At 27.6% G+C, this 26,605-nt stretch carries 26 protein-coding genes, 3 pseudogenes and 1 riboswitch; of the genes and pseudogenes, 14 read left to right on the top strand and 15 right to left on the bottom strand.

What is annotated here, in order from left to right:
* Nucleotides 1-254 precede the first annotated feature (254 nt).
* On the top strand, nt 255-935 hold the full coding sequence (locus KGF39_RS00695; protein WP_227820802.1) for a phosphoribosylaminoimidazolesuccinocarboxamide synthase: 681 nt from the start codon (nt 255-257) through the stop codon (nt 933-935).
* Between the two features lie 131 nt (nt 936-1,066).
* Here the strand turns inward: KGF39_RS00695 and sugE are convergent, their stop codons facing one another.
* On the bottom strand, nt 1,067-1,387 hold the full coding sequence (gene sugE, locus KGF39_RS00690; protein ID WP_054272443.1) for a quaternary ammonium compound efflux SMR transporter SugE: 321 nt from the start codon (nt 1,385-1,387) through the stop codon (nt 1,067-1,069).
* A gap of 69 nt (nt 1,388-1,456) precedes the next feature.
* Nucleotides 1,457-1,563: riboswitch (guanidine-I (ykkC/yxkD leader) on the bottom strand.
* Between the two features lie 203 nt (nt 1,564-1,766).
* Here sugE and KGF39_RS00685 point away from each other — a divergent pair.
* Nucleotides 1,767-2,594: a carbon-nitrogen hydrolase family protein gene (locus tag KGF39_RS00685; RefSeq protein WP_227820801.1), complete on the top strand. Its 828-nt coding sequence runs from the start codon at nt 1,767-1,769 to the stop codon at nt 2,592-2,594.
* A 52-nt stretch (nt 2,595-2,646) separates the two neighbouring features.
* Here KGF39_RS00685 and KGF39_RS00680 read toward each other — a convergent pair whose 3' ends face one another.
* The gene (locus KGF39_RS00680; RefSeq protein WP_227820800.1) at nt 2,647-3,006 is read right to left on the bottom strand and encodes an EFR1 family ferrodoxin; all 360 of its coding nucleotides are present in this window, start codon (nt 3,004-3,006) and stop codon (nt 2,647-2,649) included.
* Here KGF39_RS00680 and KGF39_RS00675 point away from each other — a divergent pair.
* The 4 genes and pseudogenes from KGF39_RS00675 to KGF39_RS00665 form a co-directional block, all read left to right on the top strand.
* Nucleotides 2,912-3,208 (top strand): annotated as a pseudogene (locus KGF39_RS00675) (response regulator transcription factor); the annotation flags it as partial. The gene KGF39_RS00680 and the pseudogene KGF39_RS00675 overlap by 95 nt on opposite strands.
* Nucleotides 3,183-3,269, top strand: a pseudogene (locus tag KGF39_RS20140) (hypothetical protein); the annotation flags it as partial. The pseudogenes KGF39_RS00675 and KGF39_RS20140, both read left to right, overlap by 26 nt.
* Nucleotides 3,270-3,311: 42 nt before the next feature.
* Nucleotides 3,312-3,980, top strand: a complete 669-nt coding sequence (locus tag KGF39_RS00670; protein WP_227820799.1) for a sensor histidine kinase — start codon at nt 3,312-3,314, stop codon at nt 3,978-3,980.
* Nucleotides 3,981-4,141: 161 nt separating this feature from the next.
* Entirely contained in the window at nt 4,142-4,768 is a 627-nt protein-coding gene (locus KGF39_RS00665; protein ID WP_227820798.1) for a uracil-DNA glycosylase family protein, read from the top strand.
* A 253-nt stretch (nt 4,769-5,021) separates the two neighbouring features.
* On the opposite strand, the gene KGF39_RS00660 is transcribed toward KGF39_RS00665, so the two are convergent.
* Nucleotides 5,022-5,801 (bottom strand): EFR1 family ferrodoxin, encoded by a 780-nt coding sequence (locus KGF39_RS00660; RefSeq protein ID WP_227820797.1) that lies wholly within the window; start codon nt 5,799-5,801, stop codon nt 5,022-5,024.
* A 59-nt stretch (nt 5,802-5,860) separates the two neighbouring features.
* Nucleotides 5,861-6,286: a MarR family transcriptional regulator gene (locus KGF39_RS00655; RefSeq protein ID WP_079739905.1), complete on the bottom strand. Its 426-nt coding sequence runs from the start codon at nt 6,284-6,286 to the stop codon at nt 5,861-5,863.
* Between the two features lie 229 nt (nt 6,287-6,515).
* Here KGF39_RS00655 and KGF39_RS00650 point away from each other — a divergent pair, with 229 nt between their 5' ends.
* The 5 genes and pseudogenes from KGF39_RS00650 (at nt 6,516) to KGF39_RS20135 (ending at nt 9,871) form a co-directional block, all read left to right on the top strand.
* Nucleotides 6,516-6,902, top strand: a complete 387-nt coding sequence (locus tag KGF39_RS00650) for a BlaI/MecI/CopY family transcriptional regulator (protein WP_227820796.1) — start codon at nt 6,516-6,518, stop codon at nt 6,900-6,902.
* Nucleotides 6,903-6,904: 2 nt separating this feature from the next.
* A pseudogene (locus tag KGF39_RS00645) lies at nt 6,905-8,695 on the top strand (BlaR1 family beta-lactam sensor/signal transducer).
* Between the two features lie 451 nt (nt 8,696-9,146).
* Nucleotides 9,147-9,443, top strand: coding sequence for a hypothetical protein (locus KGF39_RS00640; RefSeq protein WP_227820861.1), 297 nt, complete (start codon nt 9,147-9,149; stop codon nt 9,441-9,443).
* The gene (locus KGF39_RS00635; RefSeq protein WP_227820795.1) at nt 9,436-9,750 is read left to right on the top strand and encodes a CatA-like O-acetyltransferase; all 315 of its coding nucleotides are present in this window, start codon (nt 9,436-9,438) and stop codon (nt 9,748-9,750) included. Before KGF39_RS00640 ends, KGF39_RS00635 begins: the two co-directional genes overlap by 8 nt.
* Complete coding sequence (locus KGF39_RS20135) at nt 9,704-9,871, top strand: CatA-like O-acetyltransferase (protein WP_413927057.1); 168 nt, start codon at nt 9,704-9,706, stop codon at nt 9,869-9,871. The genes KGF39_RS00635 and KGF39_RS20135 overlap by 47 nt, the downstream gene beginning before the upstream one ends.
* A gap of 183 nt (nt 9,872-10,054) precedes the next feature.
* Here KGF39_RS20135 and KGF39_RS00625 read toward each other — a convergent pair whose 3' ends face one another.
* From KGF39_RS00625 to KGF39_RS00595, 7 genes are all read right to left on the bottom strand, one after another.
* The gene (locus tag KGF39_RS00625) at nt 10,055-11,488 is read right to left on the bottom strand and encodes a glycoside hydrolase family 32 protein (protein WP_227820794.1); all 1,434 of its coding nucleotides are present in this window, start codon (nt 11,486-11,488) and stop codon (nt 10,055-10,057) included.
* A gap of 13 nt (nt 11,489-11,501) precedes the next feature.
* Entirely contained in the window at nt 11,502-13,367 is a 1,866-nt protein-coding gene (locus tag KGF39_RS00620) for a PTS beta-glucoside transporter subunit IIBCA (protein WP_227820793.1), read from the bottom strand.
* Nucleotides 13,368-13,371: 4 nt separating this feature from the next.
* Complete coding sequence (locus KGF39_RS00615; protein WP_227820792.1) at nt 13,372-15,036, bottom strand: alpha-glucosidase; 1,665 nt, start codon at nt 15,034-15,036, stop codon at nt 13,372-13,374.
* A gap of 13 nt (nt 15,037-15,049) precedes the next feature.
* The gene (locus KGF39_RS00610) at nt 15,050-15,871 is read right to left on the bottom strand and encodes a Cof-type HAD-IIB family hydrolase (protein WP_227820791.1); all 822 of its coding nucleotides are present in this window, start codon (nt 15,869-15,871) and stop codon (nt 15,050-15,052) included.
* A gap of 98 nt (nt 15,872-15,969) precedes the next feature.
* The gene (locus KGF39_RS00605; RefSeq protein ID WP_227820790.1) at nt 15,970-16,734 is read right to left on the bottom strand and encodes a MurR/RpiR family transcriptional regulator; all 765 of its coding nucleotides are present in this window, start codon (nt 16,732-16,734) and stop codon (nt 15,970-15,972) included.
* Nucleotides 16,731-17,480 (bottom strand): MurR/RpiR family transcriptional regulator, encoded by a 750-nt coding sequence (locus tag KGF39_RS00600; protein WP_227820789.1) that lies wholly within the window; start codon nt 17,478-17,480, stop codon nt 16,731-16,733. Before KGF39_RS00600 ends, KGF39_RS00605 begins: the two co-directional genes overlap by 4 nt.
* Before the next feature lie 595 nt (nt 17,481-18,075).
* Nucleotides 18,076-18,639, bottom strand: a complete 564-nt coding sequence (locus KGF39_RS00595; RefSeq protein WP_227820788.1) for an ABC transporter permease — start codon at nt 18,637-18,639, stop codon at nt 18,076-18,078.
* Between the two features lie 170 nt (nt 18,640-18,809).
* Here KGF39_RS00595 and KGF39_RS00590 point away from each other — a divergent pair, with 170 nt between their 5' ends.
* The 3 genes from KGF39_RS00590 (at nt 18,810) to KGF39_RS00580 (ending at nt 21,424) form a co-directional block, all read left to right on the top strand.
* Complete coding sequence (locus KGF39_RS00590; RefSeq protein WP_227820787.1) at nt 18,810-19,448, top strand: TetR/AcrR family transcriptional regulator; 639 nt, start codon at nt 18,810-18,812, stop codon at nt 19,446-19,448.
* A 132-nt stretch (nt 19,449-19,580) separates the two neighbouring features.
* Nucleotides 19,581-20,243, top strand: a complete 663-nt coding sequence (locus KGF39_RS00585; RefSeq protein ID WP_054272412.1) for a response regulator transcription factor — start codon at nt 19,581-19,583, stop codon at nt 20,241-20,243.
* Nucleotides 20,243-21,424 (top strand): sensor histidine kinase, encoded by a 1,182-nt coding sequence (locus KGF39_RS00580; RefSeq protein ID WP_227820786.1) that lies wholly within the window; start codon nt 20,243-20,245, stop codon nt 21,422-21,424. The genes KGF39_RS00585 and KGF39_RS00580 overlap by 1 nt, the downstream gene beginning before the upstream one ends.
* A 191-nt stretch (nt 21,425-21,615) precedes the next feature.
* Here the strand turns inward: KGF39_RS00580 and KGF39_RS00575 are convergent, their stop codons facing one another.
* From KGF39_RS00575 to KGF39_RS00560, 4 genes are all read right to left on the bottom strand, one after another.
* Nucleotides 21,616-24,276, bottom strand: a complete 2,661-nt coding sequence (locus tag KGF39_RS00575) for an FtsX-like permease family protein (RefSeq protein WP_227820785.1) — start codon at nt 24,274-24,276, stop codon at nt 21,616-21,618.
* Nucleotides 24,273-24,956 carry an ABC transporter ATP-binding protein gene (locus tag KGF39_RS00570; protein WP_227820784.1) on the bottom strand — a complete coding sequence of 228 codons (684 nt, stop codon included), beginning with the start codon at nt 24,954-24,956 and terminating at the stop codon, nt 24,273-24,275. The genes KGF39_RS00575 and KGF39_RS00570 overlap by 4 nt, the downstream gene beginning before the upstream one ends.
* A gap of 347 nt (nt 24,957-25,303) precedes the next feature.
* The gene (gene blaCDD / locus KGF39_RS00565; RefSeq protein ID WP_227820783.1) at nt 25,304-26,239 is read right to left on the bottom strand and encodes a CDD family class D beta-lactamase; all 936 of its coding nucleotides are present in this window, start codon (nt 26,237-26,239) and stop codon (nt 25,304-25,306) included.
* Between the two features lie 143 nt (nt 26,240-26,382).
* Complete coding sequence (locus KGF39_RS00560) at nt 26,383-26,538, bottom strand: hypothetical protein (protein WP_227820782.1); 156 nt, start codon at nt 26,536-26,538, stop codon at nt 26,383-26,385.
* Nucleotides 26,539-26,605: the final 67 nt, after the last annotated feature.

The raw sequence follows: 26,605 nt of genomic DNA, 5'->3' as shown, positions 1-26,605 counted from the left end.
GTCAAGACTTTTTTATATAAAAACTTATGTGTGTCAATATAAATGACACTCACATTCTATACTAGTTTTTTTATTATAACTTTTATAAAATGTACCTTTTTTGTTATTTTTACAAAATCGTTCGGAAATTTCCCTTCTATTTGTGATATAATATTAAATATAAGGTATCAATATAAATTTTCATGCGAATATCAGAACTTTTTTGACACTAATGCCTTATTCAATATAATAATTTAACTTTTTGGAGGTTGTTTATGAAAAAAGTGTATCAAGGAAAGACTAAAGATGTTTTTGAATTAGATAATGGAAATTACTTACTTAAATTTAAAGACGACGTAACTGGCAAAGATGGTGTATTTGACCCAGGCGAAAATAGTGTAGGTCTAAGTATAGATGGAATTGGTAGAGCTAATTTAGAGACATCTGTTAAGTTCTTTGAAATTCTAAACAATGCTGGAATTAAAACTCATTATGTAAGTGCTAATTTAGAAGAAGCAACTATGGAAGTTCTACCAGCAAAAGTTTTTGGTAATGGCTTAGAAGTTATTTGTCGTTATAGAGCTGTTGGTAGTTTCTTACGTCGTTATGGTTCATGTGTTGAAGAAGGAGCTAAACTAGATTGTTATGTAGAAGCAACTTTAAAAGATGATGACCGTTGTGACCCACTTATAACATCTGAAGGTTTAGAAGCTTTAAATATTATGACTCAAGCTCAATTTGATTCAATGAAGAACATGACTCAAAAAATTTCTAACATAGTTCGTGAAACTATAGCTGAAAAAGGTCTTGAGCTTTATGATATCAAATTTGAATTTGGATTCTACAATAATGAAGTAATCTTAATAGATGAAATAGCATCTGGAAATATGCGTGTTTATAAAGACGGTGTAATAGTTGACCCTATGGATTTAACTGCTATTTTATTAGCTAAATAATATATACATATAATTTTCAAATACAATAAACTTATAAATAAGATAAGCTATGAAGTAAAGACTTTTTAAATGTTGATTATTTAAAACATTTTCTCGCCTTTAATTTCATAGCTTATTTAAATTAATATACTCTAATTAGTAGATAGTAACTTTAATCCTACAATCCCCACCACAATAAAGCCTATACACGTAATTCTAGCCATACTGATAGGCTCATTTAAGATAGCCATTCCTACAATAGCTGTACCAACTGTGCCAATTCCAGTCCATATTGCATACGAAGTTCCAAGTGGAAGATGTTTAAGTGCTAATGATAAAAAATAAAAACTTACAATCATTCCAACAATAGTAAGTATACTTGGAGTCAATTTAGAAAATCCATGTGAGTTTTTTAGTTGAAAAGCCCAAAATACTTCAAATAAACCTGCAATAAATAAAAATAACCATTTCATAAAATAATCCCTCTTTTCAAATATATTTCTTTTTTTACCAATAAAATAACCTGAGAAATATTATAAAATATCTCCCAGGTTTTTATCCTTCCGTGTTCACAACAAAAACTATGTTGTGGGTTTTATCTTGGACCAGACCAATCATTAATAATTGCGGAACCCTATAAAACTCTATTAATTATTCTATTTTATATATAATACTATCAATATATATAGAGAAAGTCAATATATGGATACATTCCATAGTCATAAGAATATTTATTTACTTTTTTAATATGTTTATCAGACTCTCTTCATACCTATTTAGGGAAATCTAACAATATCTAATTTTTATTTAATATGTTATAATAACATAAAAATATTGAAAGGAGTAATTTCTATGAATTCCTATAAAATTGCAGTTTGTCAGATGATGACTACAGAAAATAAAACCGAAAATATTAATCATGCTGTAGATATGGTAACAGAAGCTGCCACCAAAGGAGCTAAAATTGTAGTTTTGCCAGAAATGTTTAACTGCCCATATGAAAATCAATATTTTCCTAAATTTGCTGAAGAATATCCAGGTGAAACAACAATAGTATTGAGTAAGTTAGCTGAGAAACATGGAATTTATCTAGTTTCTGGTAGTATTCCTGAGTTAGAAGATGGAAAAATCTATAATACTTGCTATGTATTTGATAAAAATGGAACTCTAATTGGAAAACACCGTAAAATGCACTTATTTGACATTGAAGTTACAGGAAAGGTTAGCTTTAAAGAATCAGATACTCTTACAGCTGGAAATGATGTCACTGTAATAGATACTGAATATGGAAAAGTTGGTATAGCTATTTGTTATGATATTCGTTTCCCTGAATTATCACGTTTAATGGCTCTTAAAGGCGCTGAAATCGTTATCTTACCTGCTGCATTTAATATGACTACTGGTCCTGCTCATTGGGAGTTATCTATAAGAATGCGTGCTTTAGATAATCAGATATTCTATGTTGGTGCTGCACCTGCTAGAAATACGGATGCTTCCTACATAGCTTTTGGCAATTCAAGAATCTCAGACCCTTGGGGAAAAATCATTGCTCAAGCTGATGAAAAAGAATGTATTATTTATGCTAATATTGATAGAGATTTGATTCCTGACATAAGACAACAGTTACCACTTCTTAAACACAGAAGAACAGATTTATATGAACTTAACACTTTGAAATAAAACATAACAAAAACCCATAAATTAAGTATTTAAGACATTTATGGGGTTTTTATTAAATACCCTTACTTTTTTTACTTATCATGTCTTCTAACTTTACATTGGGATTATGGTATCTCTTTCTATTTTTAGTCACATCTTTCCATTGAATTGCTTGTTTAGGACACCAATGCACACATGCCAGACAATGTTCGCAATTATGTAAAAATCTTGGTCTACCTTCTTCAATATTGATATTATCTACAGGACATACTTTTGAACAAATACCACATTCTATAAAGATATCATCAATAGAGAAGTGACTATCTTGGTTTGGGTAAAATGGAAAAAATGCATTAAAAAAAATATCTAAAAACCCAGATATTATTTTACTTGATATAAATATGCCGGAAATAGATGGAATTGAAGTTTGCAATAGAATTAGAGATTATGTATCATGCCCTATTCTATTTCTTACAGCTAGAATTGAAAATGCTGACAAGATAAATGGTTTTCGTGCTGGTGCTGATGATTACATTTTAAAACCTTTTGATTTAGACGAACTTGGAGCTAGAGTATCTGCCCATTTAAGACGCGAACAAAGAAAGTCAAATCAAACTAAAAACACCTATAGAAATACTCAATAAAGGTGCAACGGAAATATCCAACAACAATTTAGACTTTTGTTTAGAATATAAGAATAATGATGAATTAGGTAATCTATGTAATGCTTTTGAAAAAATGAGGTTTGAACTAAATAAAAACAACATAAAGATATGGACTATGATTAACGATAGAAAACAGCTTAATGCTGCTTTTTCTCATGATTTGAGAAATCCTCTAACAGTTCTAAAAGGTTACTCAAATTATTTGACAAAATACATACCAACAGGCAAACTCAGTGATGAAAAGATTTTATCAACCACACAACTTATGTCTGAACATATTGACAGAATTGAATACTATGTAGAAAATATGAGTAATGCTCAACGATTAGAAGATTTAGTTGTTTCAAAATCTATATCAAATATAAACAAGTTTATAGAAAACTTAGATAAAAATATATCTATCATTGCTAAACAAGAAGGAAAATCTTTTACACTTAAAAGCCAAATAAATAATATGAATCTATTATTTGATAAAAATATCATTCTTAGAGTCGTTGAAAATATAATATCGAATGCTTTTAGATATGCGAAACATAATGTATCCATACTTATATATCTTGAACAAGAACTCCTTACCTTTGTAATTGAAGATAATGGTATAGGATTTAGTAAAGAATCTCTAAAATCAGCTTTAAGACCCTTTTTTAATGAAATAATTCTTGGCAATTTAGGGCAAAAAGAAGATTTCTCTTATGAGTACTTTATGTTCATAAAGACGATTATGAATAGGCAGAAGCTTTAATAAATTCTAAATTGAAATAGATTATTAATAAAACATGACATTCTGTTGTCATGTTTTATATGTTATTATACTTTCAAATATATTATTATATTTTCAAAATTGTATGCTTTAGAATTACTTTTTTATAGTATTTAAATCTTAAAACTAAGGAGATTCGTTATATGAAAATAAATATAAAATCAACATTAAATGAATTTATTAAACAGAATAATATTTTTGATGACAACAAAATAATATCATATATTCCTAATATAACAATAGATACAGACAAAATAAAGACTATAATGATTAATGAAGTTGTACCAACTAACCCTAACGACGATTTTTATAGTGTAGATAAAGATGCTGACTATTTAAAAACTACTCTTCCATTATTCAACAATGCAGGTATAGAAGTATCTAATATAAATGATATCCTAGATATGGGTATCTATATAACTAACGCAGTAAAACTTCCTAAATTAGAATATACAATAACTCGCGACACAATTAAATTACATATGCCTATTTTAGAAGAAGAAATTAAATTATTTAGAAACCTAGAAGTAGTAATGTTAATGGGAGATGTTGCAAAAAAATCTTTTAATATGATTACTAAAAAGCACACAAAAAAGAATGCTATCCCTTCTATATCAACATATAAACTTCGTAACAGTGAACTTTATTATGATAATTTAAGAGTGTTTCCTTCATATATTATGACTGGCGGAAACATATTGATTGAAAAATCAAAATTTGAAATGGCATCAGAGGATATAAAAAAAATGATTGAGATTATAAATGGTTGAGATTACAAAATGATAAATATTAATTTAAACAAATAATAAGTGCCTCAAAACTTCTATTTATGAGGCACTTTTATTTTTATATTAATGTAACTATATATTATTAACATAACTATATATTTATATTGTTATTTTTAATATCTACTTCATTTAGTATAGGTAACATTACGGGTCTTTATAATATTACTTTATATTTCTTTTTTTAACTCTAAAGTTTTTATTTAATAAAACAATTATTAATATAATTTAAATATATCTATTTATCTAAAAATATATCTTTCACAGTAACATCTGGATGATGATACTTCTTTCTATCTGTTAGGAATGATTTTTTTACATTAATAGCCTCTTTTGGACACCAGTGAAAACAAGCTAGGCATCTTTCACACTCACTACCCCACTTTGGCTTTTTATCAACTATACTTATATTCTCTACAGGACAAACCCTTTTGCATGTCCCACATCCATTACATTTATTTTCTGCAAAAAATTTAGTAGTTGCAATTTGCATATTCTTGCCTACTAAGCGAAGTACAACACTTTCTATATGTGACTTTAAATTGTTTTTTCCCTCTATATTTCCAACCTCCAAGTTATTGATACATTTTGCAATCTCATCTACTCTATTAGTTTGATTTCTCAATCTTTCTTCTTCAACATCTGGAGGTGTTATCAAAGCATTTCCAGGCATATTAATTAAAAAACCAGCAGATAACTTTTTACCCTTTTTCTTAAGTAATTTATCTATAGTAAATAAACTATGTCCAGCCACCCCATTACAAGTGGCAATAGCATATATATTAGTCTTACTATTAAAATTTAATTTTTCTATAAAAGATTTTACTATATCAGGAGCATTAGCAAAATAAACGGGAAAAACAATTATCAATATATCTTCATTTATATCTATATTGTTTTCTTTTCTATGTATAGCTAAAGGTATAACTTCTTTACTTCCATTTAACATTTCTTTTAAAATCTTTGAAACTACTAGCGAATTCCCTGTTCCAGAAAAATAATAAATCTTAGAATTCATTCTTATCCCTCTTTCTGCATCATCAATAGTTAAAAAATCTCTTAAAATAGGATTTATATTTACTTTCCAATTCTATCTAAAATCTCAGTAAACAAAGGCAATTCTTCATCAGAGATAGATTTAAATGTCTCTGTTGCATATATACTTGCAATTTCATTTAATGGTTCTTCTAATTCTCTCCCTAAATCTGTTAAAAATATTTGAAACTTACGTCTATCTTTAACATCAACTTTACGCACAATCAATCCTTTATTTTTCATAACATCTAAGATTCTTGTCGTGTTAGATTTATCCTTACATGATTTTTCACATAAATCTATCTGAGAAATTCCATCTTGTTCCCATAGAAATCTTAATAACGCATAATGATCAGTTGTTATATCATATCCATTTTGTTTAAACATCTTTTTTAAGTCATCTTTTACTTTCAATGAAGTACTTACTAACTTAATTGTAGCTTCATATAGTTTCTCAAAATCTTTCATTTTACCTCCATTTTAGTTGTTATATCAATAATCAGTATATCAACTATATTTCCTACTGTCAATATAAACCATATATTTGGTTTAAAGTATATACAACTTAATTAAAAATTCTATTTAACTAGATAAGATTATTTGAATAAGTACAAATGAACTATTTTTAAGAATTGACAAACTAAATTAATGATAATATACTTTATATATTACAAATGTAAGTATAAGGAGGTATAGTATGAAAAAACTACCACAAATTTCGGAAGCAGAATATCAAGTTATGAAGATTATTTGGCAATATGCTCCTATTAGCACTACTGAAGTAATTGAAAAACTAGCAAAAACAAGCACATGGAGTCCTAAAACAATTCAAACAATGTTGTTGAGATTAGTTAAAAAGGGAGCTTTAACGTATGAAAAAAATAGTAGGGTATTCGTTTATACTCCACTTGTTAAAGAGGAAGAATATGTAGCTACAGAAAGCCGTTCTTTTTTAAATCGTTTTTATAATGGTACTCTTAATTCTATGGTACTAAACTTTTTAGAAAATAATAAACTATCTGAAGATGATATTGAGGAGTTGAGAGAAATCTTAAATAAAAGGACGACTAAGGAGGATAAGTAAATATGTATGCCCCATTTTCTATCCGATTTTTACTCAGTACATTGACCTTATCAGTATTAATTGTTGTAATTTTACTTACAAAAAAAGTATTTAAAAAACATATTTCTGCAAAATATCAATACAATATTGGATTTATATTGCTTATAATGTTAATAATTCCATTTATCCCCCTTAAATATATTAATCTTTTTAACTATCTGTATGCTTTTAATCAAATTGAAAACAGTAATGCTAATACTTCTATAATAAAAAATAACTCAAATTCTATAATCAATAACTCAAATGCATTAAATGATTTTTCAGTATCTCTAAACCAATCTAACTTTGATAGTTTTAATATTTTATTACTAACATTATGGATAATTGGAATTTTAATTATGATAGTTATTACTACCCATTGCAATTTTAAAATAGTAAATATAAAAAAATCGTCACAACTTTTAAAAGATTAAGAGATAGTTTTAATATTTGAACAATGTAAAAAAGATATTTGCATAAATAAGGATTTTATACTATGTAAATCACCCATTATAAATACACCTATTACATTTGGATACTTTAAGCCATACATTATATTACCAGATAAATCTATATCTAAATTATCTTTAAAAGATATAAAATATATTTTACTTCACGAATTGCAACATTTTAAAAATAGAGATGTACTGGTGAATTATATAATGTGCTTTTTTCAAATATTATATTGGTTTAATCCTCTTGTGTGGCATGCACTTAACGAAATTCGAATAGACCGTGAAATTGCATGTGATATTTCAGTTTTAAAAAAACTTGATAAAGACAATTATATAGAATATGGACAAACGCTAATAAACTTTGTAGATAATATTTCAAGGCAATCTAATCTCACACTTACATCAGATATTGGTGGGTCAAAAAAACAAATAAAAAAACGATTATTAAAGATAATGGATTTTCATACTGAATCAAAAACTTTAAAATTCAAAAGTATTTTAATTTTTACATTGCTAGCTTTAGTTGTATTTGGAAATAGCCCAGCACTATCTATTATGGCAGATGTCAATGAAAAATATAGACCTACAAATAACCAAACTGTGTATGAAGACTTAAGTCAGTACTTTAAAGGTTTTGATGGAAGTTTTGTTATGTATGATTTAAAATCTAAGCAATATCATATTTACAATGAAGAAAAAAGTAAAACAAGAATTTCTCCAAATTCTACTTATAAAATTTATAATGCTTTGTTAGGATTAGAAAATGGGATAATAACAAGAAATAATTCATATATTCCTTGGGATGGTAAACATCATTCTAATAGTTCTTGGAATGTAGGTCAAGACTTATTTTCTGCTATGGAAAACTCTGTAAACTGGTATTTTCAGGATATAGATAAAAAAACAGGTATAAAAAGCATACAAACTTACCTTAAAAAAATTGGATATGGTAATTATGATGTTTCAGGTGGTGTATCAAACTTTTGGCTAGAATCTTCACTAAAAATCTCACCCATGGAACAGGTAAAATTACTTGAAAGTTTTTATACAAATAAGTTTAAATTTGAAGATAAAAATATAGAAACTGTAAAAGATTCATTGTTAATATCAAAAAAGGATGGGGTATCACTTTCTGGTAAAACAGGCACTGCTAATATAAATGGAAAAGATGTAAATGGTTGGTTTATAGGTTATGTAGAAAAAAATGAAAATACTTACCTCTTTGCTACAAATATTCAGAGTAAAGATTATTCTAATGGTAGTTCAGCATCTAAGATAACATTATCTATATTAAATGACAAAAAAATCTATAACCCCTAATATATTTACTATATATTCTAAAAAATTCATATAATTTTCATATTAATTATCGATTAAATTCATATACAAGGTTTAATATATAAACATAGAAGATAGTAAAACTAGCTTAAAAACATAATATAATACCCTATACAAATAGTGGCAACTCTCCCTCACATCCTCAATTGTTGCCACTATTTAATTTTTTGTACAAAATAAAATATATTTTCATCACTTCAACAATGAAAAAGAGACTTCTCTGTATTGCACCTGTAACATCATCTTTTGATGCTTTAATTTCTGCTGTAACAGTTTTACCAGCAATACTAATTCCTTTAATCTTAGTACTATGACCTCTCCCATTAGGACTTTCAACAACCTGAAGTAAGTCATCATAAATAATTTTTACAGATTATTTAGAAAATATTGTCTAATCATTTTATAGTAGATAACTTTAACTTGACAAAACGACATAAATGGAAAATATTGTGGATTTGACTTTGTAATACACGAATTTGCTTTTGTAGAAAAAGACCAACATGATTATATGGATAAAAGATACAGTTCAGCTATCACAATGCTTTCAAATTTAATAGATTATGGACAATATAAAGATGAATTTAAAAAATGTGATTCTAAAGCAGTTGCAATACACATAATGTTCTTATTTGATAGCATGAAAACATCTGCTTCCGTTTTGAAACTTACAAATGAAGACATTGATAATCAAATAAATATTATAAAGGATATGGTGATTTTATATGAATAAACAAGAATTCCACAAAATTGATTTACAAAATTGGGAACGATATACACATTTTTACTATTTTTCAAAAATGACAAATGTAGGATTTGATTTGACTATAGAAATAGATATTACTAATTTGCTTAAGGAAACAAAAAAAAGAAATATTAAATTTTATCCAGCGTATTTATATGTAATAACGACTTGCTTAAATCGATATAAAGAGCTAAAAATCGCATATGATGAAGATGAACTTGGATATTGGAACACATTAACACCATTTTATGCGATTTTCCATGATGATAATAAAACTTTCTCATCAAAAAGATGAAAAAATACTTCTTCCTCTTTCTATCACAGTGCATCATTCAACTACTGATGGATACCATGTAAGTTGCTTTATTGATGACATACAGAAAATGTGCTTTGATACTAAGATATGGCTATACTAAAAATTTATGCAATATAAAAGGAGCTATCAAATTAAACTTATTCTGAGAGAGCTCTTTTTTACTTATCTTAATAGATTGATAATTATAATCATAAACAGTCTAATCAATTTGTATAGTATTCTATTTTAGCATACAATTATTATACAAGAATCCCAAGCTCTTTTGAACTTGGGATTTATTTTTTTATATTATTTTATATCCATTTAGACTATAAAAAGATATCTTTCCTTTATGTTTTGTTATAAACTGTGGCTGTTGTTTTGTTAAGCTATATACACGTGTTGTCATGACTTCCTGACCTTCATTAATAAATATTTCTAATGAAGATGTATCACTATAAATAGTTAAAGATAAAATATAAGATATAGCAAGATGCCTTTTATTTCTTCCACATCCACTTGACCCTAATGATAATGTTAAAATTTGATTTTGATATTTTAAATGGACATCTTCTCTTAATTGAATATTAAAATCTTCTGAGTAGTCAAACTTAATATTCATTTCAAAACTTATTTCTTGTATATTTAATTTATTAAATTCATTGATTTGTATCTGATATTCTTTTTCCCTTAATAGTTTCATCTCTTCTATAGGCTGTTGAAAAAGTTGGTTATCTTTATAAATAATCACTTTTGGTATTGTTAATGCATGTTGCCAATCATAATTAAGTGTAGGTTGATTATGATAATCAGCATCAGGAATACCCATCCAGCCATACTGTATACGTCTTCCTTTTTCATCAACAAAACTTTGTGGTGCATAAATATCAAATCCATGGTCTAACTCCTTAAATTCACTCAATGTATAAGTATTTCTATAAAAATCATAGTTAACTTCAAAATATCCACATTGATAAATATTTTCATAATTGTACCCATTTTGTTCAAGTCCTTGAGGACATACAACTAAAAATAAGTGTCCATCTAATTCAAACAAATCTGGACATTCCCACATATATCCAAATTTCGTGGGTGTTTTTATAGTATTGTAATATTGAAAGTTCTTTAAATCTTGACTTTTATAAAGTAATACACATCCTTGGTCATCACTCGTTCTAGCACCTAAGACCATATAATAATCATTGTCTTTTTTAAATATTTTTGGATCTCTAACATGTTTTGACATATTTGTTGGGTATTGTTCATTTGACATGATGAGTTTCTTTTCACTTATAAAGAAGCCATCTTGACTTTTACAACAAATCGTATTTTGTTCTCTTCCTTCATGAATATAATCATAATCTTTTTTATCAATTAGTTTGACATTTCCTGTATAAAAATAATAGATTGTATTGTCCTCTACAAAAGCGGAGCCACTATATACCCCTTCTTTATCTATCATTGTATCAGGAAATAAAAAAGGTTCTTCCTCTTTAAATGTAATCATATCTTTGGAAGTATAATGTCCCCACAATTTAACTCCACCTTGACCATCAAATGGTGAATATTGATAATAAATATGATATATCCCATCTTTTTGACATAATCCATTGGGGTCATTTAACCATCCAATAGGAGGCATAAGATGATAATGCAAACGATTTTTATCTTTTTTTACATTATTTCTCATGCTTTGAAAAATATTGAATTGCTTTTTATAATCTTCTTTTGTCATCATTGCATGTCACCTACTACTCAATACATATTTTTTCACCTATTTCTACTTCCTTATTTATATCCAAAATATTTACCTTCTTACCATCTGTAAACAATACCATTGTAAAAGTAGACTTTCCTAATTCATGAATTCTCTTTAAATCAGCATTAACAAGAACATCTCCCTGTTTAACCATATCTCCTTGTTTAACAAAAACATCAAAACCATCTCCATTTAATGCAACTGTATCAATTCCAACATGAATTAATACTTCTTCATGAGTTCCTTTAATTCCAAATGCATGTCCACTTGGAAATACTGTTTCTAATTTACCTGAAATAGGTGCAACAATTTTTCCATCTATAATATCAATAGCAAAGCCATCACCTAACATTTTTTTAGAAAAAGTTTCATCTGGTACATTTTCTAATGCAACAATTTTCCCTTGAGCTGGAGACACAAAGTTTTCATCAAACACTAATTCTTCGTCTTCATCTTCATCTATAGCTTCTTGAGGTACTCCAAACAAACATGTTGCAATAAAGCAGAATACAACTACAAATATTGATACTAACAAATATGTGATTAAATTATATCCATCATAGATATACATTAAATAAGAAGGTAAAACCGCTAATCCATATGAGTTAGATTGAATATGTAAAATTGATAATATTGCTGCTCCCAAACCTGAAGATGCACACATAATAATCAAAGGCTTTAAATTATATCGAAGCTGAATTCCGAATAAAACAGGCTCACTTATACCAAAAAGTTGAGATAACATTGCTCCAATTGCAGTTTGTTTAACTTGATTATTTCTAGATTTTTTCATAAATGCTAAACATGTACCAACATTCGCAAATCCATACATTGCACAAAGAGTAATAAGAGCATTAAATCCTGTATTTGCTAATAATGATGTTTCAATCATTACATAAGTATGATGTAAACCGGTAATAACAGCTAGTGGATATGTAAATCCAATAATAAATCCGCCAATTCCTAAAGGTAAACCAATCAATAAACTGATAATATCAACCATTTTTAATTCTATTGTATGCATGATAGGCCCTACACCTAACAAAATAACTAACATTGTTATTAGCATAACAAAAAATGGTGTAAAAATAAGGTCTAAGACATTAGGCATATGTTTACGGAACCATTTTTCAAGATTAGCTCCAATAAATGCTGTAACAATAGCTGTTAAAACACTTCCTTGACAACCTACAATAGGAATAAATCCAAATGCCATAATTGCTTCAACTTCATTTGATGGGTCAGCAACAGAATATGCATTAGGAAGTATTGGAGAAACTAACATAAGTCCAATAACAAGCCCAATAACAGGTGTTCCTCCAAATACTTTAAATGCCGACCATACAATAATTGCTGGTAAAAAGGCAAATGCTGTTTCTGTAAGAACCGAAACAAGTGTTTGAATATACACTGGAATATTTGCAGAAGACATTCCAAATAATCCAAGTACATTATCATTAAATAAACAACCCTTTAACCCTAAGAATAATCCTGTTGCTGCAATAACTGGAATAATAGGAACAAATATATCTGCTAGAGTTCTCATAACTTTCTTAAATCCAGTTTCATTATTTTTAACCACTTCATCTTGTTCTTTTTTTGATAAGGTTTTTAATCCCATCTTTTCAACTTCTGCATAAACTTTATTGACAATTCCTGTTCCTAAAATAATTTGATACTGTCCAGAAGTAAAGAAAACGCCTTTAACTTCATCAATCTTTTCCACTTTCTTATCATTAATAATTTCCCTATCTTTAACCATCACTCTTAATCTTGTTGCACAATGTGTAATAGAAATAATATTATCTTCACCAATAATTTCAATAAGCTCATTTGCTATTTTATTATATTTATCCATTTTTCTACCTCACTTTCAATAATACTGCATGAAATGGTTTCAAACTCACTGTTTTATTTAATAGATTTATATCATCTAAGTTTTGGAATATAATATCATATTTTTCTTCTGTTTTTATTTCCACAGGTTTATCAGAAAAATTATAATAACAATCAATAACTACCGAATCTAATTTTCTTCTATACGCAATAACATTATCACTTTCTATCTCAATAGGTTCTATTAATCCATAAATCAAACAATCAGAATACTCACTATTTTGTCTCAACTTTATCATCTTTTTATAAAATTCTAAAATACTTTCTGGATTGTTAATTTGATTCTGTGCATTAATGTCTTGATAATTTTCAATAACCTTTAACCATGGTGTTGTATCTGAAAAACCTGCATTTTCTTTATCAGTCCATGGGAACGGCGTTCTTGCATTATCTCGACTTCTTAAATTCACAAATTCTAACGCTTCTTCTTCTGAGTATCCTTCCTTTATTGAACGATAGTATTGGTCAATACTAGATAAATCATTAAAATCATTTATAGTATTTCTTTTAAAATTTGTCATTCCTAATTCTTGTCCCTGATAAATAAATGGTGTTCCTCGCAAAAAGAAATACATTGCTCCCAACATTTTTACTGCATCATTGTTTCTTTCATATCGCAAAAGATATTTTGTTGTAGCTCTTGGTTGGTCATGATTTTCAATAAAATTAGCTGCCCACCCATATTCCTGAACATACATTTGACTATCTAAAATATATTTTCTTAAATCTGCGATTGTCCATGGAATTCTTTTAAACCATTCACTACCAGAAGCAACATCTAAATCAGCATGTTTAAAGTCAAAGACCATTGAAAAGAAACCATCTTCTCCAATAAATTCATCTAGTTGGTCATAACTAATACCTGCTGCTTCAGCAACAGTCATACAATCATATTTTTTAAATGTATTTTCTTTTAATTCATAAAGCATTTTTTCTATTCCAGGCTGATTTCTAACTGTTTTTGTACATTTAACAAGACCATCAACACCATCACTTTCTAAGCTTTGGAAATTTAAATTCTTTTTGATGAACGTAATAGCATCAACTCTAAATCCTGCGACTCCCATTTGAGACCAAGTATTAATCATTTTGTAAAGTTCACTTCTTAATATTGGATTTTCCCAATTAAGGTCTGGTTGTTTTTTTCCAAAAGAATGAAAATAATATTCGTCTCTATTCTCTACTTTTTCCCAGACACTTCCTCCAAAGACAGACCTCCAGTTATTTGGTAAATCGTTTCCTTTTTTAAAAATATAATAATCATAATAAGGACTTTTTGGATTTTTTAATGCTTCTTGAAACCAAGGATGTTCATCACTTGTATGATTGAGAACTAAATCTAATATAATCTTAATTCCTCTATCTTTACTTTCTTTAATTAACTCTTTAAAATCTTCCATACTTCCAAATTCACTTGCAATATCCAAATAATCGCTAATATCGTATCCATTATCATCCATAGGTGATTTAAAAATTGGACATAACCACAATGATGTAATGCCTAAATCTTTTAAATAATCTAAACGAGAAATAATTCCCTGTAAATCTCCAATTCCATCATTATTACTATCTTGAAAGCTTCTTGGATAAATTTGATAAACGATTTCTTTTTGCCACCATTTCTTTTCCATAAATTACTCCTTTTTATATTATATTTCTTCTTTTTAACTCTTTATAAATGCCATTATCGAATATATCTTCACATATGGATGTTGCTATATCTTTGAGTTGTTGATGACTATTTTGCATTGCAATTATAATATCCGATACTTGAAACATGACAACATCATTTTGACCATCGCCAAAACATATAGTTTCTTTTTGAGTTATTCCTAATCTTTCTTGTAACCTTTGAATTGCTTTTCCTTTATGAAAATCTTTTTGAATAATTTCATAGTATTGACTATAAATATCCATTTGTGCTAATTCCATTTTGTCTTGCAATATATCTTTTACTTCATCAAACACCTTTTCATTTGACCATAAACAAATTTTATGTATATCTTGTGATTCATACTCTTCAATGTTATTTTCATATGTTATCTTTTCTTGGATGTGCTGTTTATTTATACAAGAATTAGTTCCTTTCAACTGATTCATTGTTTCAAATATTTCCTTAGCTTTTTGATTCATGAAAACTTTTTCCTGACTCTCAATAGAAAAAGCAACTCCTCTCTTTTTTAACAAACAAACTACTTCCTTTATCAATTTTTGATTAAAAGATTGATTATAAAGTAATTCACCATGATATTGAATGTAATTACCTCCTCCTGTTATATATCCATCAACCCCTAATGATAGAACATCGTCTTGTATTGTACCCATACTTCTTCCAGTACAAATAACAACATTGCAATGATTCTTTTGACATAAGCGTATAGCATGCTTTGCAGATTCTGGAATTCCATATACCTCATCTCTAAGCGTACCATCTATATCAAGTATTAATAATTTATACAATTTCATCTTCCTTTCTTGCTATCAAAACCATAATATCATTCAAAAAAAAAGATATCAATATTTTGATATCCTTTAAAAAATATGTTCATTTTTAGCACAATTTTTCATTTCGTGGGAATATGTTCACTTTCTAAATACATCTTGTATTTAATATAAAGCAGTTCAATTAAAATAAAATAAGGTGTTGTTACATCGTACTCCAGTTGTTTATCTACAGAAATAGATATAGATTGAATATATAAATTTTCATCACATAATCTTGCCAAAGGATTACTTATCATTTTTGTAATGGAAACCATATAAATTCCTTTCATTCTCATTTCTTTAGCAAAATCAATAATTGTAGAAGCATCTCCATTTAATGAGATAAAGAAAATCATATCATCTGTTTTTATAAAATGATTAAGTGCCTGAATCATATCATAACCATAAACATCATACATAATCTTTCCTGTTGGTAAGAAAATTCTTTTCATCTCTTTAGCAACTCTTTCTTGAGAATAACCTTCTCCAAAAACGATTATACGATTTGCCTTTTTCATTCTTTCGAACATAATCGAACAATCCTTCTTTTCTATATCATCTATAACCTTATTATAACAATTCATTAATTGTTGTTTACTTTGATTTTTATATTCTGTTTCTGTTTCATTTAATCGTATAATAACTCTTAATTCACTATACCCAGGTAATTGTAGTTTTTGAGCAAAACGAGAAAGTGTACTTGTAGATATATGATATTTGTCTGCAAATTCATCTATAGAAAGTTTAATACAATCTTCTTTATGATTAATAATGCACTCACAAATATACTTATCATTTGCTGTAAATGAATTATAATATTTATTCAAAAGTTCTTCTATTTTCATACTTTTCTCCTTCTATACTCTATGTAATTCATATAAAGCAAATCTAATAGAGCATAAAATGCGCCTACGACTTCATAAGATATAGTTTGCAATGTATTGAGTTTTTGCGTTGCCACATACAGATTATATTCACAAAGTGTCGCAATTGTATTATTATCAAGCCTAGTTAAAGAAATCGTATGTATATGATTGTTGATAAATTTTACAATTTCAATTCCTGCTTTCGTTTCTCCAGATAAAGAAATGATAATAAACAAATCACTTTTTTGAAATGCTTCTCTCATAAACTCAATTTCACCTATATCAAACAAATCAATAACACATTTATTTACTGAAAGAAATATTCTTTTTATTTCTTGAGCTAAACTTTTCTGTTCGTTACCTGTCCCATAAATATAAATTGTTTCTGCATTGTATATTATTTTACAAATATCTTGAAATGATATTTTTTGTAATTCATTCATTAATAGTCGATAATTCTCACAAACATCATGAAAATTATTATCATTATTAACAAATTCTAGTTGATTATTTTTAAGTAAATATTTTAAATCAGAGAATGAGTTTAATCCAATTTTTCTACAAAGCCTTAATAAAGTTGCTCTAGAAACATTACATTCATTTGCAATTTTTTCACACGAAAAATTGCGATATTCTCTTTGAAAAATCAATATTTGTTTAATAATAATTTTATCATTTTCATTTAAATTATTATAATTTTGATTAACTAACGATTCTAATCTCATTTTTTCCACTCCCTACATATCATTTTAATATACATTAGTTGGTTTTTCTAGATAAGAGACTTAAATAATAATGATAAAATAAAAAAAGAATTCTCACAGCATTTTTTTACACTAGATAATTTTATCTCTTGATTTATTTTAATTACATCATCTATTTTCTATCTTATTTAATAATTACTATTTCTTGAATATCTACCTCTTTGAGTAAATTTCATAGCTAACAAGGCTAAAACTATTACTATAATACGATAAATGCAATTATTCTTTGTAAAACTCCTAAGGTATTTTCTTGTAATTTACTTATATCTATAGGAGTTGGCTCTTTTTTATATGTTTCTATTAAATACTTTAATGCATCATTCGTATTTTTATCTTTTATAGAATATAACTTAAGGTCATTCTTATTAAAATATATAACAGCTGAATACTTCCTGTTATAATATCAGTTTTAATTGTTTTGAGGTCTGCAATTTCTGTATTAATCCCCTGAGTATTTTCTAAAGCCATTATTGTATTTTCATTAGTTCTTTTTTCAGATTCCTTTAGAACTCGTTCATTTTTGTACTCATCTAAAATACCAATATTAAAAGATGGTTTACTTATATAATTTGCCAGTACTCCCAGAATTACTATAATTATAGGAAACAAAAGTGTAACCAAAAATAACTATTGGTATATTAATGATATTACGTAACATATCTAAATTTTTGCAAACAAGACCCAAAAACAAACCTATAGATACTACTGCAATAGATTCACACATTAAAAGAAAAATAACAGCTAAAAATTTTCCACCAAAACTCATATGAAAAATTCCTCTTAACACCACTAAAGTTATCAAATTGCATATCGAAAGTACTATTGTACAAGAGAAAAGTTTTGAAAGAACTAAATCTGCTATTGAAATAGGAGAAATCATATAACGATATGATGTGTTAGAAATTTTTTCATCTTGTGCCACATATGAAACACTAATGATTCCCATAAGAACACAAAATGGTATTGTAACAATAGTATAATAATTATATGATGTAAATTCTTCCCCATAGGACTTTGATGTCAAATATCCTAATAGCACTATGATTATTACTGGAAAAACAATAAAACAATTTAAGCCACGAGTACTGTCTAACATTAATACATTTTCTTTTATTTTCATAAATAAATTCCCCCTATTTGGTATTTTGCCTATATAATTAATTAGTGAAGTTATAATACCTAATATTAATTTTATTTTTTATTAAAGTATACTAATTGTATACAAATATATTATAATTACACAAGTATACCATCGGTATACTTTATTATTAATAGAAAGGAATAATTTATATGTCAGAATTATCAAAAAGAGATAAAGAAAAAATACAAAGAGAAAATGAGATTATTGATAAAGCAGAAAAATTATTTTGTCTTAATGGATTTGATAATACAGTTATGAATGAATTAGCAAAGGAAGTTGAATACACTAAACGTACCATATATAAGTATTTCTCATGTAAAGAAGATTTATTCTTTGCTGTCATTTTAAGAGGATATAAAAAACTTTGGCATAGTGTTAAAATAGAAAGTGCAAAAGGTAAAACAGGGTTTGAAAAAATAAAATTTTCATACTTTGCTTTTCATAAATTTTACTGTGTAGAACCCTCTCTACTGTCACTTATGGGAATGATTGGGGTTGTAAAATCTAAAAACTCATATACTGAGATATCATTTAAAGAAAAGTTTTTTTCTTTTAATAAATTTATGTTTGATGAAATACAAGAAATGTTTGAAATTGGAAAAAATGATGGAAGTATTAGGAATGATATTGACATACCTACTCTTATGTATTCATCAATATTTACACTTACAGGATTTTTTAATTTATTATCTGTAACAGGAAAATCATACCTAAACAATTTTAATATAGACGAGGAAAAATTTATTGAAACAATACTTGCTCTTTTTATAGATTCACTTAGGGCATAGACTTAAGTTTATAAATTAAAGTTTATATACTTAAATGATAATTTTTTCTATCTATAATATAAAAAATATTAAATATAAAATTAATAATTTAAATTAATGAAATAACTAAATTAACGAAAGGACTAAAAGTAAATGGCTAAAATACTTCTTCTAGAAGATGATGATACAATTACATTTGGGATAAAGACTTCCCTTGAAAAGAAAAATCACACAGTATGTTGTTATAATACGATTGCTGAGGCTAAAAAAAATTTTGATAAAACTATTGATTTAATTCTACTTGACTTAAATCTACCTGATGGTATTGGATATGACTTTTGCCAATACGTTAAAAGTATAGAAAACACTCCAGTGATATTTTTGACAGTCCGTGATGATGAAAAAGATATTATCCGTGGATTAGATATGGGTGCAGATGACTATGTGGTTAAACCATTTTTACTTTCAGTGCTTCAGTCTAGAATTAATGCAGTTCTTAGACGAACTCATTCTAATACTAACGATACTATTACATGTGGAAATATAAGCTTGAATAAAGTTGAAGTCAAAGCATATTTAGATAATGTTGAAGTACCTTTGACAGCAGGAGAATATAGGCTTCTTCTAAGTCTGATGGAAAATAAAAATAGAGCTATGACTCGTACAAAATTACTAGAAATGCTCTGGGACGTAGATGGTAATTTCGTAAATGACAACACTCTTACAGTTACAATAAAGCGTCTTAGAGAAAAATTAAAAAATCCACCTTGTATAAAGACATTAAGAGGCATAGGATATAGAATGGAGGATAGCTAGTGAAAACTCCAAGAAATATCAACAATACAGTTGTTTTTATAATATTCTGCTTAGCTGCAACTGTTTTATTAAGTGTAATTCTAACAACTGTAACTTCTTTTGATGAATACAAGATGATGTCTAAAGCTCTTGGTACATCATATGAGTACAATCCTAAATCTACAGAACGTATACTAAAATCCATGAAAAATTCTAGTGATAATGACTTTAATACAGGAAATGAAATTTTATTAAAGCATGGATATTCTAAAAGTACATTTTGGAGTAAAAACTTTTTTTACTTTCTAGTAGTATCGTTTAGTATAATTTCAACAATGGCTCTAGTTGTATATATAATCAAACATAGAGCAAATAGACAAAAACTGAGTAGAATAAACAAGCTTACTCAATACTTAGAAAAAGTAAATTCAGGAAAAGAGTCTGTGCTTTTACGATGTGAAGATGAATTTTCTCATCTTGAAGATGAGATATATAAGACAGTTGGGGAACTTCGTTGTTCAAAAGAATTTGCTTTAAAAGAAAGACAAACTCTTTCAGATAACCTTGCAGATATTGCGCATCAACTTAAGACTCCAATTACTTCTATGTCACTTATGGCACAATTACTTTCAGAAAATTGTCCAGATGAAGAAATAGATTATATTAACAGGCTTACAAATCAAATATCAAGACTTGAGAGACTAGTTTCATCTTTACTTACTTTATCAAAATTGGATGCAAGTACTTTAGTATTTGAAAGCAAACTTATAGATGTACATTCTCTTCTTACTTATGCAATTGAGCCTATAGAAGGTTCTTTAAGAGAAAAACATCAGACATTTGCTATTGAAGGTTCTCCTTCAGTAGAATTTGAGATTGATATTAATTGGACCTTAGAAGCTCTTTTAAATATTTTCAAAAATTGCAGTGAGCATATAGAAGATGGTGGGCATATCGTTGCTTATTACAGTCAAAATCCTTTATATGTTGAGATTATTATAGAGGATAATGGTAAAGGATTTTCTCAAGAAGAACTCCCATATATTTTTAATAGATTTTATCGTGGTAAAAACGCTAATAAGGACAGTATTGGTATAGGACTTGCTCTATCAAAGTCTATTATAGAACGTCAAAATGGTACTCTACATGCAGAAAATTGCCATAATGGTGGTGCAAGATTCATAATTAAGTTTTACACATAAAACACTGGATTATAGGTAAAATACCTATAATCCAGCCATATCTATATTCTATATTATCTATTATTTTAGTAATATACCTCTATTTATATTTAAGTTATATTTAAGATTTTATTAAATAAACAACTTAACTATCCCTGTACTTGTAAGTAATCTTGAATTAAAACCCTTAAATAAGTTCAGATAGTTTTTGTTTATATTGTTTCATTTTTTATAGATTCTACTATATTTTCATTCTTCAACTGCTTGTATCCTGTCATATATGATGCTATTACAATAAAAAGTATCGATATAGTAAAACCTATTATTGTAGATATAGGTGCAAATGGTAAGTACTCTATAAAATATATTTCATTTATACGTAGAAAAGTATACACTATTCCTATTTGCACAGGAATACTAAGTAATAATGGTGTGATTCCTAAGAATAAACCTTCCAAAACAAGCATCTTTTTTATACCATCTGGGGATAATCCAACAGAACGCAACATAGCAAACTCTTGTCGTCTACTTCTAATATTTCCTGACACTGTAGCAAGTACATTTGATAATCCAATCATAGCCAATAAACCTGTAATAAAGCCTACTATTAAATTCATGGTCTTTCTTCCACTAGCATTTTGTTTTTTACCTTCTAAAACATCCTCAATACTATAGTCTCCTGACCCATAATCTTTATTACAAATGGACTCTAATTTTTCTCTTACCCTAGGAATATCATCACGATTATCTACTTTAAATAATCCCATCAGCCTATTTGAACGTAACCTACCTACTTCATCATAATTTTTAGATATTTCCTGCACTACAGACATTGGTACTATTTGCATTAATGTATATCTTGAGCTAGTATCTATTATTTGAGGAAGTGTATTTGTAATAGCTCCCACTTTCATGTTGTAAGTATAATCACCTTTATCTTCATCATATACTTTTTCATTTAATTTAATATTATCTTCTATTGAAAGATTTAAATAATCTATATATACTTTATTTCTACGTGTGCTACGATTAACATCTTCTTCCTTATTGTATACAATTGAAGTTGGATTTTTTGTATCATAAAATAACTTTGGGTCTACAGAAATTTGTCTGCAATATTCTGTGAAACTCTCATCATCAAGCCCAATTATATTTGAAATTATACGAAACTTGCCATCACGTTCTATAGGAGAGTATTTTTTAGATGAAACTATACTTTTAAATCCTCCTTTTTCAGCAAGTTCTTTTGAAGCATCTTTTTCAGTCAGCCAAGTAGTAGCAGACATTTTCAGATAATATAGTGAGCTCTTTACACCTTCTGTGTTATCTAATTTTTCCATAAAAGCAGGTTCTACAGGTTCACTATTTTCTAAATAAACTGCTATATCTCTTTGGTCTTTATAATTGTCACTTCCATAAACAGCTTCTGCCCCTTTTTGATTTGCAATTATATGCAAAAAGCCTGTCAGTAATAAAAAAGATAGTGTTAAGGATATTGTTGCAGTACGATAAGATTTTTTACGAGCACGCAGTGCGTTTGATGCAAGTTCTCCTTCTATTCCAAATATCTTTCCTAATGAATATCTATGTGACTTTTTAATTTTAACACTATCTCCTTGTCGTATTGCTTCTATAGGAGATATTTTTGATACTTTTCGTGCTGGTATAAGTGCAGAAATCCATACTGTTACTATTGTAAGTAAAACTGCTGGCAGAAAAGCAGGAACACCATAAGTAAATACCACCTCTGGAGCATCAGTATGATAATTAACCGAATTAATATAGATTACAAGCCTATTACACAATAACCATCCTAAAAATAAACCTATTGGTAACGGTATAATAGTCAATAAAAAACCTTCAAACACTACAGACCTTTTAATCTGTTTTGGCGATGCCCCAACACTAGATAATATCCCTAATTGAGTAAGTCTAGCATTTGCAGATAGTGAAAATGCGTTGTAAATCACCATTACAAACACGGCTACTGTAAAAATTGCTATTGTGAGATACATAATAGGAGTTGAAAATTTTGATATACTACTCATAGATGCTTTCTGTTCTGGAGAAAAGACTAACATCTTTAAAAGATAATTACTATTGTATTTAAGATTGTATTTTCCATACTCATTGGTCTTCCACCCCAATGATTTAGCAAGTTTTGGAAGTTCCTTATATGTGTCTCTTATATTTTTAAATCGCAAGTACACAGTTATACTATCATTAGGTTTTATACTTGTTTTATCAAGATAACCAAGAGCCGTATATGCAGGTACTACTGATGAAGTAGTAACATCTATCTTTCCTACTACTGTCAACGTAGCCTCTGAAACCTTTTTAAAACTTTCACCTTTCGATTTTGGAGCTATGGGTTCAAGAGGATTTCCATTTAGGATTCTATCTCCTATTGGGAGAGTAATTTTATCACCAATTTTTACACTTGGATTATTCTCAAAATATTGTTTTGATAGTGCAATTTCATTAGCTTTATTTGGTCGACGACCCTCTATTATAGTGTCTTTTTCTGGCATAGAATTCCAATACTCTGATGTAGCATTTCTATAAACTATATAATCTCTTTTGTCATTATTAATTTTGCCTACATACCATTGTCCTTTTACCATTACATCATCAACTGAAGAAAAGTTTTCAATTAATGGTAAATCACTTCCATAAGTATCGTCAAACAATTCACCATGCCAGTTACCTTCTTTCTCAATTGAAAGTCTTATAAAATCAGTCCACATGGTATACAACAGTCCACACAAGGAAGACATCATTGTTGTAGTAAGTAATATAGCTAACATTATAGCTATACTACTACGTTTATTGCGTCGTACAAAGTCTAAGGTGTATTCTTGGAGAATATTCATCTCTTCACCACCTTTTCAGAGACAATCACTCCATCTTCCATAGTTACAATACGATTTGCCTCTAGTGCTATTTTCTCATCATGAGTAATAAGAAGTATTGTCTGATTAAATCGTTTATTTGATAAGTTTAACAAATCTACAATTTCTTCTGAATTTTTTCTATCGAGATTACCAGTTGGCTCATCTGCTAATAAAATAGCTGGTCTATAGATTAAACTTCTAGCTATAGATACCCTTTGTTGTTGTCCACCTGAAAGTTGACTTGGGAGATGATTTAATCTATCAGATAATCCCAGTATGGATACAATCTCAGAGAATCTATCCTCGTCCACCTTTCTTTTATCAAGTAACATGGGTAATAATATATTTTTTCTAACATCAAGAGTAGGTATAAGGTTATAAAATTGATAAATAAGACCCACTTTTCTGCGTCTAAAAACTGCAAGAGCTTCTTCTTTTAAGCTTGATATTTCTGTATCTTCAACATAAATCTTTCCAGATGTAGGTCTATCTACTCCCCCAAGCATATGTAGTAATGTAGATTTACCAGAACCAGATGCTCCTACAATGGACACAAAATCACCTTTTTGAACTGATAAATTTACATTATTAAGAGCTGTCACTCTGGTTTGACTTGAACCATATATTTTTGTGAGATTTTCACATTTTAATATTTCCATATATAATCATCTCCTTCATGGTTAAATTTTAGCAACCTAAAATGACATTATAGTGACATAAATATAAATATCGATTACTATTAAAATCTTGTTTAGTTTTTGCATATTATTTAAGATTATAATATAAAATAAAAACTATGCAATATATTTTATTTATACTTTTAATATATCGCATAGTCTTTAAAAGATATTAACTTTAATATCTATAAGTATTTAACTTAGTAATCAACAGCAAGTATTTTATGTACTACAGGAATTTTACTCTATATAAATTCAATTTATTAAAATTATTTAATAAATATTTCCAGACTCTAAGTAACTAATATTTGCAAATAAAATTAAGTTTATTATATTGTACTATAATATTTCTTAATTATATTAATTGCAATTTCCTTTATGTTTGGACCTGTAATTTCTTTATTGGAATCATCTGATTTAATAGCAAAATAATAAGTATCACCTTTGCTCTCTAGCATACCTACAAACCAGGCATCTACACGTTTATTTTTTCCATCAAATCCTGTTCCAGTTTTTCCATATACATTTATGTTTTTATCATTTACATCTATTTTCATAATATCCTTTAAAATATTAATATGCTCTTTTTTAAAGCTTGTATCTCCCTCAAATATTTTTGCCATTGTTTGCACTTGCTCTTTCGGAGATATTTGTAATGAAGATTCTAACCAAAACCCATTTAAATGTCCCTTTCCATTTTTTAAATCCCCTTCCCATTCACTAATATCGCAATTCCCATACTTTAAATCATCTAAAATACTTTGGACAGATTTAGAATCAACCTTATTTATCAATTTTTTATAGTACCAGACACAAGATTCTTTAAATGCCTCTTCTAAAGTAAGATTTTTATTCCAATTTTTATTTGGGTAATTTGTACCATCATACCCCATAACTGATTCTTTTGAGGTTATTACCCCCTTTTCTAGACCAATTAATGTTGAAATTATTTTGAAGGTAGAACAAGGTGAAGCTCTTGTTTCAATTAAATCTTTATTATATATATTATATTCTTGATTTTTGCTACTATAAAAAATAGCTCCTCCACTAATACCCTCAAAAGAATCACTATAGTTAACTATATTAACTCTTTCTTTTTTATTGTTATCATTATTTTTAATTTCAGATTTATTTAATTCAGATTTTGTATAATTCTTATCAGTTTTTTGATTTATATCATTATGTTTTTTTCCTACGTAATACATTACCATAACTATACCAACTAACAAGATAGCTATCCAAATAAAATTCTTTTTTCTTTTCATACTTTATATCATCTCCCATATGTAAATTTATAGTCCATCCTTAAAATAGAAGACATTATTTATAATATACTCCAATCTAGGAGCTTCAATATTTCTGTTGATAAAATCGACTTCTGGTTTCTCACCTTTTAAATCTTTAAAAATTACAATGACATCAACAGATTGTAACTCAGCTCTTTTTCATCATAAGCTTTCAAAATAGCTTTAACTACTGTATTATAGTCTTCTTTATAAAGTTTAAATCTAAGCTTTTCACTTGTACTAGAAATAAATATAGTACCTATACTTCCTCCTTTCAATTTGTTAGGTAATAATTGATTCCATTTTTAAAACTTACTATTGTAATATTTAAATATTACAATAGTA

The organism is Clostridioides sp. ZZV14-6345, from assembly GCF_020657775.1.
Taxonomy (GTDB): domain Bacteria; phylum Bacillota; class Clostridia; order Peptostreptococcales; family Peptostreptococcaceae; genus Clostridioides; species Clostridioides difficile_D.
The sequence above is the reverse complement of the archived record's forward strand: the minus strand, read 5'-3'. Positions and strand labels throughout refer to the sequence as shown.

Bases quoted from the DNA above. Each gene is read 5' to 3' on its own strand.
- KGF39_RS00695 (WP_227820802.1), top strand. From the start codon at position 255: ATGAAAAAAGTGTATCAAGGAAAGACTAAAGATGTTTTTGAATTAGAT.
- sugE (WP_054272443.1), bottom strand. From the start codon at position 1,387: ATGAAATGGTTATTTTTATTTATTGCAGGTTTATTTGAAGTATTTTGG.
- KGF39_RS00685 (WP_227820801.1), top strand. From the start codon at position 1,767: ATGAATTCCTATAAAATTGCAGTTTGTCAGATGATGACTACAGAAAAT.
- KGF39_RS00670 (WP_227820799.1), top strand. From the start codon at position 3,312: ATGAGGTTTGAACTAAATAAAAACAACATAAAGATATGGACTATGATT.
- KGF39_RS00665 (WP_227820798.1), top strand. From the start codon at position 4,142: ATGAAAATAAATATAAAATCAACATTAAATGAATTTATTAAACAGAAT.
- KGF39_RS00660 (WP_227820797.1), bottom strand. From the start codon at position 5,801: ATGAATTCTAAGATTTATTATTTTTCTGGAACAGGGAATTCGCTAGTA.
- KGF39_RS00655 (WP_079739905.1), bottom strand. From the start codon at position 6,286: ATGAAAGATTTTGAGAAACTATATGAAGCTACAATTAAGTTAGTAAGT.
- KGF39_RS00650 (WP_227820796.1), top strand. From the start codon at position 6,516: ATGAAAAAACTACCACAAATTTCGGAAGCAGAATATCAAGTTATGAAG.
- KGF39_RS00635 (WP_227820795.1), top strand. From the start codon at position 9,436: ATGAATAAACAAGAATTCCACAAAATTGATTTACAAAATTGGGAACGA.
- KGF39_RS20135 (WP_413927057.1), top strand. From the start codon at position 9,704: ATGCGATTTTCCATGATGATAATAAAACTTTCTCATCAAAAAGATGAA.
- KGF39_RS00625 (WP_227820794.1), bottom strand. From the start codon at position 11,488: ATGATGACAAAAGAAGATTATAAAAAGCAATTCAATATTTTTCAAAGC.
- KGF39_RS00620 (WP_227820793.1), bottom strand. From the start codon at position 13,367: ATGGATAAATATAATAAAATAGCAAATGAGCTTATTGAAATTATTGGT.
- KGF39_RS00615 (WP_227820792.1), bottom strand. From the start codon at position 15,036: ATGGAAAAGAAATGGTGGCAAAAAGAAATCGTTTATCAAATTTATCCA.
- KGF39_RS00610 (WP_227820791.1), bottom strand. From the start codon at position 15,871: ATGAAATTGTATAAATTATTAATACTTGATATAGATGGTACGCTTAGA.
- KGF39_RS00605 (WP_227820790.1), bottom strand. From the start codon at position 16,734: ATGAAAATAGAAGAACTTTTGAATAAATATTATAATTCATTTACAGCA.
- KGF39_RS00600 (WP_227820789.1), bottom strand. From the start codon at position 17,480: ATGAGATTAGAATCGTTAGTTAATCAAAATTATAATAATTTAAATGAA.
- KGF39_RS00595 (WP_227820788.1), bottom strand. From the start codon at position 18,639: ATGAAAATAAAAGAAAATGTATTAATGTTAGACAGTACTCGTGGCTTA.
- KGF39_RS00590 (WP_227820787.1), top strand. From the start codon at position 18,810: ATGTCAGAATTATCAAAAAGAGATAAAGAAAAAATACAAAGAGAAAAT.
- KGF39_RS00585 (WP_054272412.1), top strand. From the start codon at position 19,581: ATGGCTAAAATACTTCTTCTAGAAGATGATGATACAATTACATTTGGG.
- KGF39_RS00575 (WP_227820785.1), bottom strand. From the start codon at position 24,276: ATGAATATTCTCCAAGAATACACCTTAGACTTTGTACGACGCAATAAA.
- KGF39_RS00570 (WP_227820784.1), bottom strand. From the start codon at position 24,956: ATGGAAATATTAAAATGTGAAAATCTCACAAAAATATATGGTTCAAGT.
- blaCDD (WP_227820783.1), bottom strand. From the start codon at position 26,239: ATGAAAAGAAAAAAGAATTTTATTTGGATAGCTATCTTGTTAGTTGGT.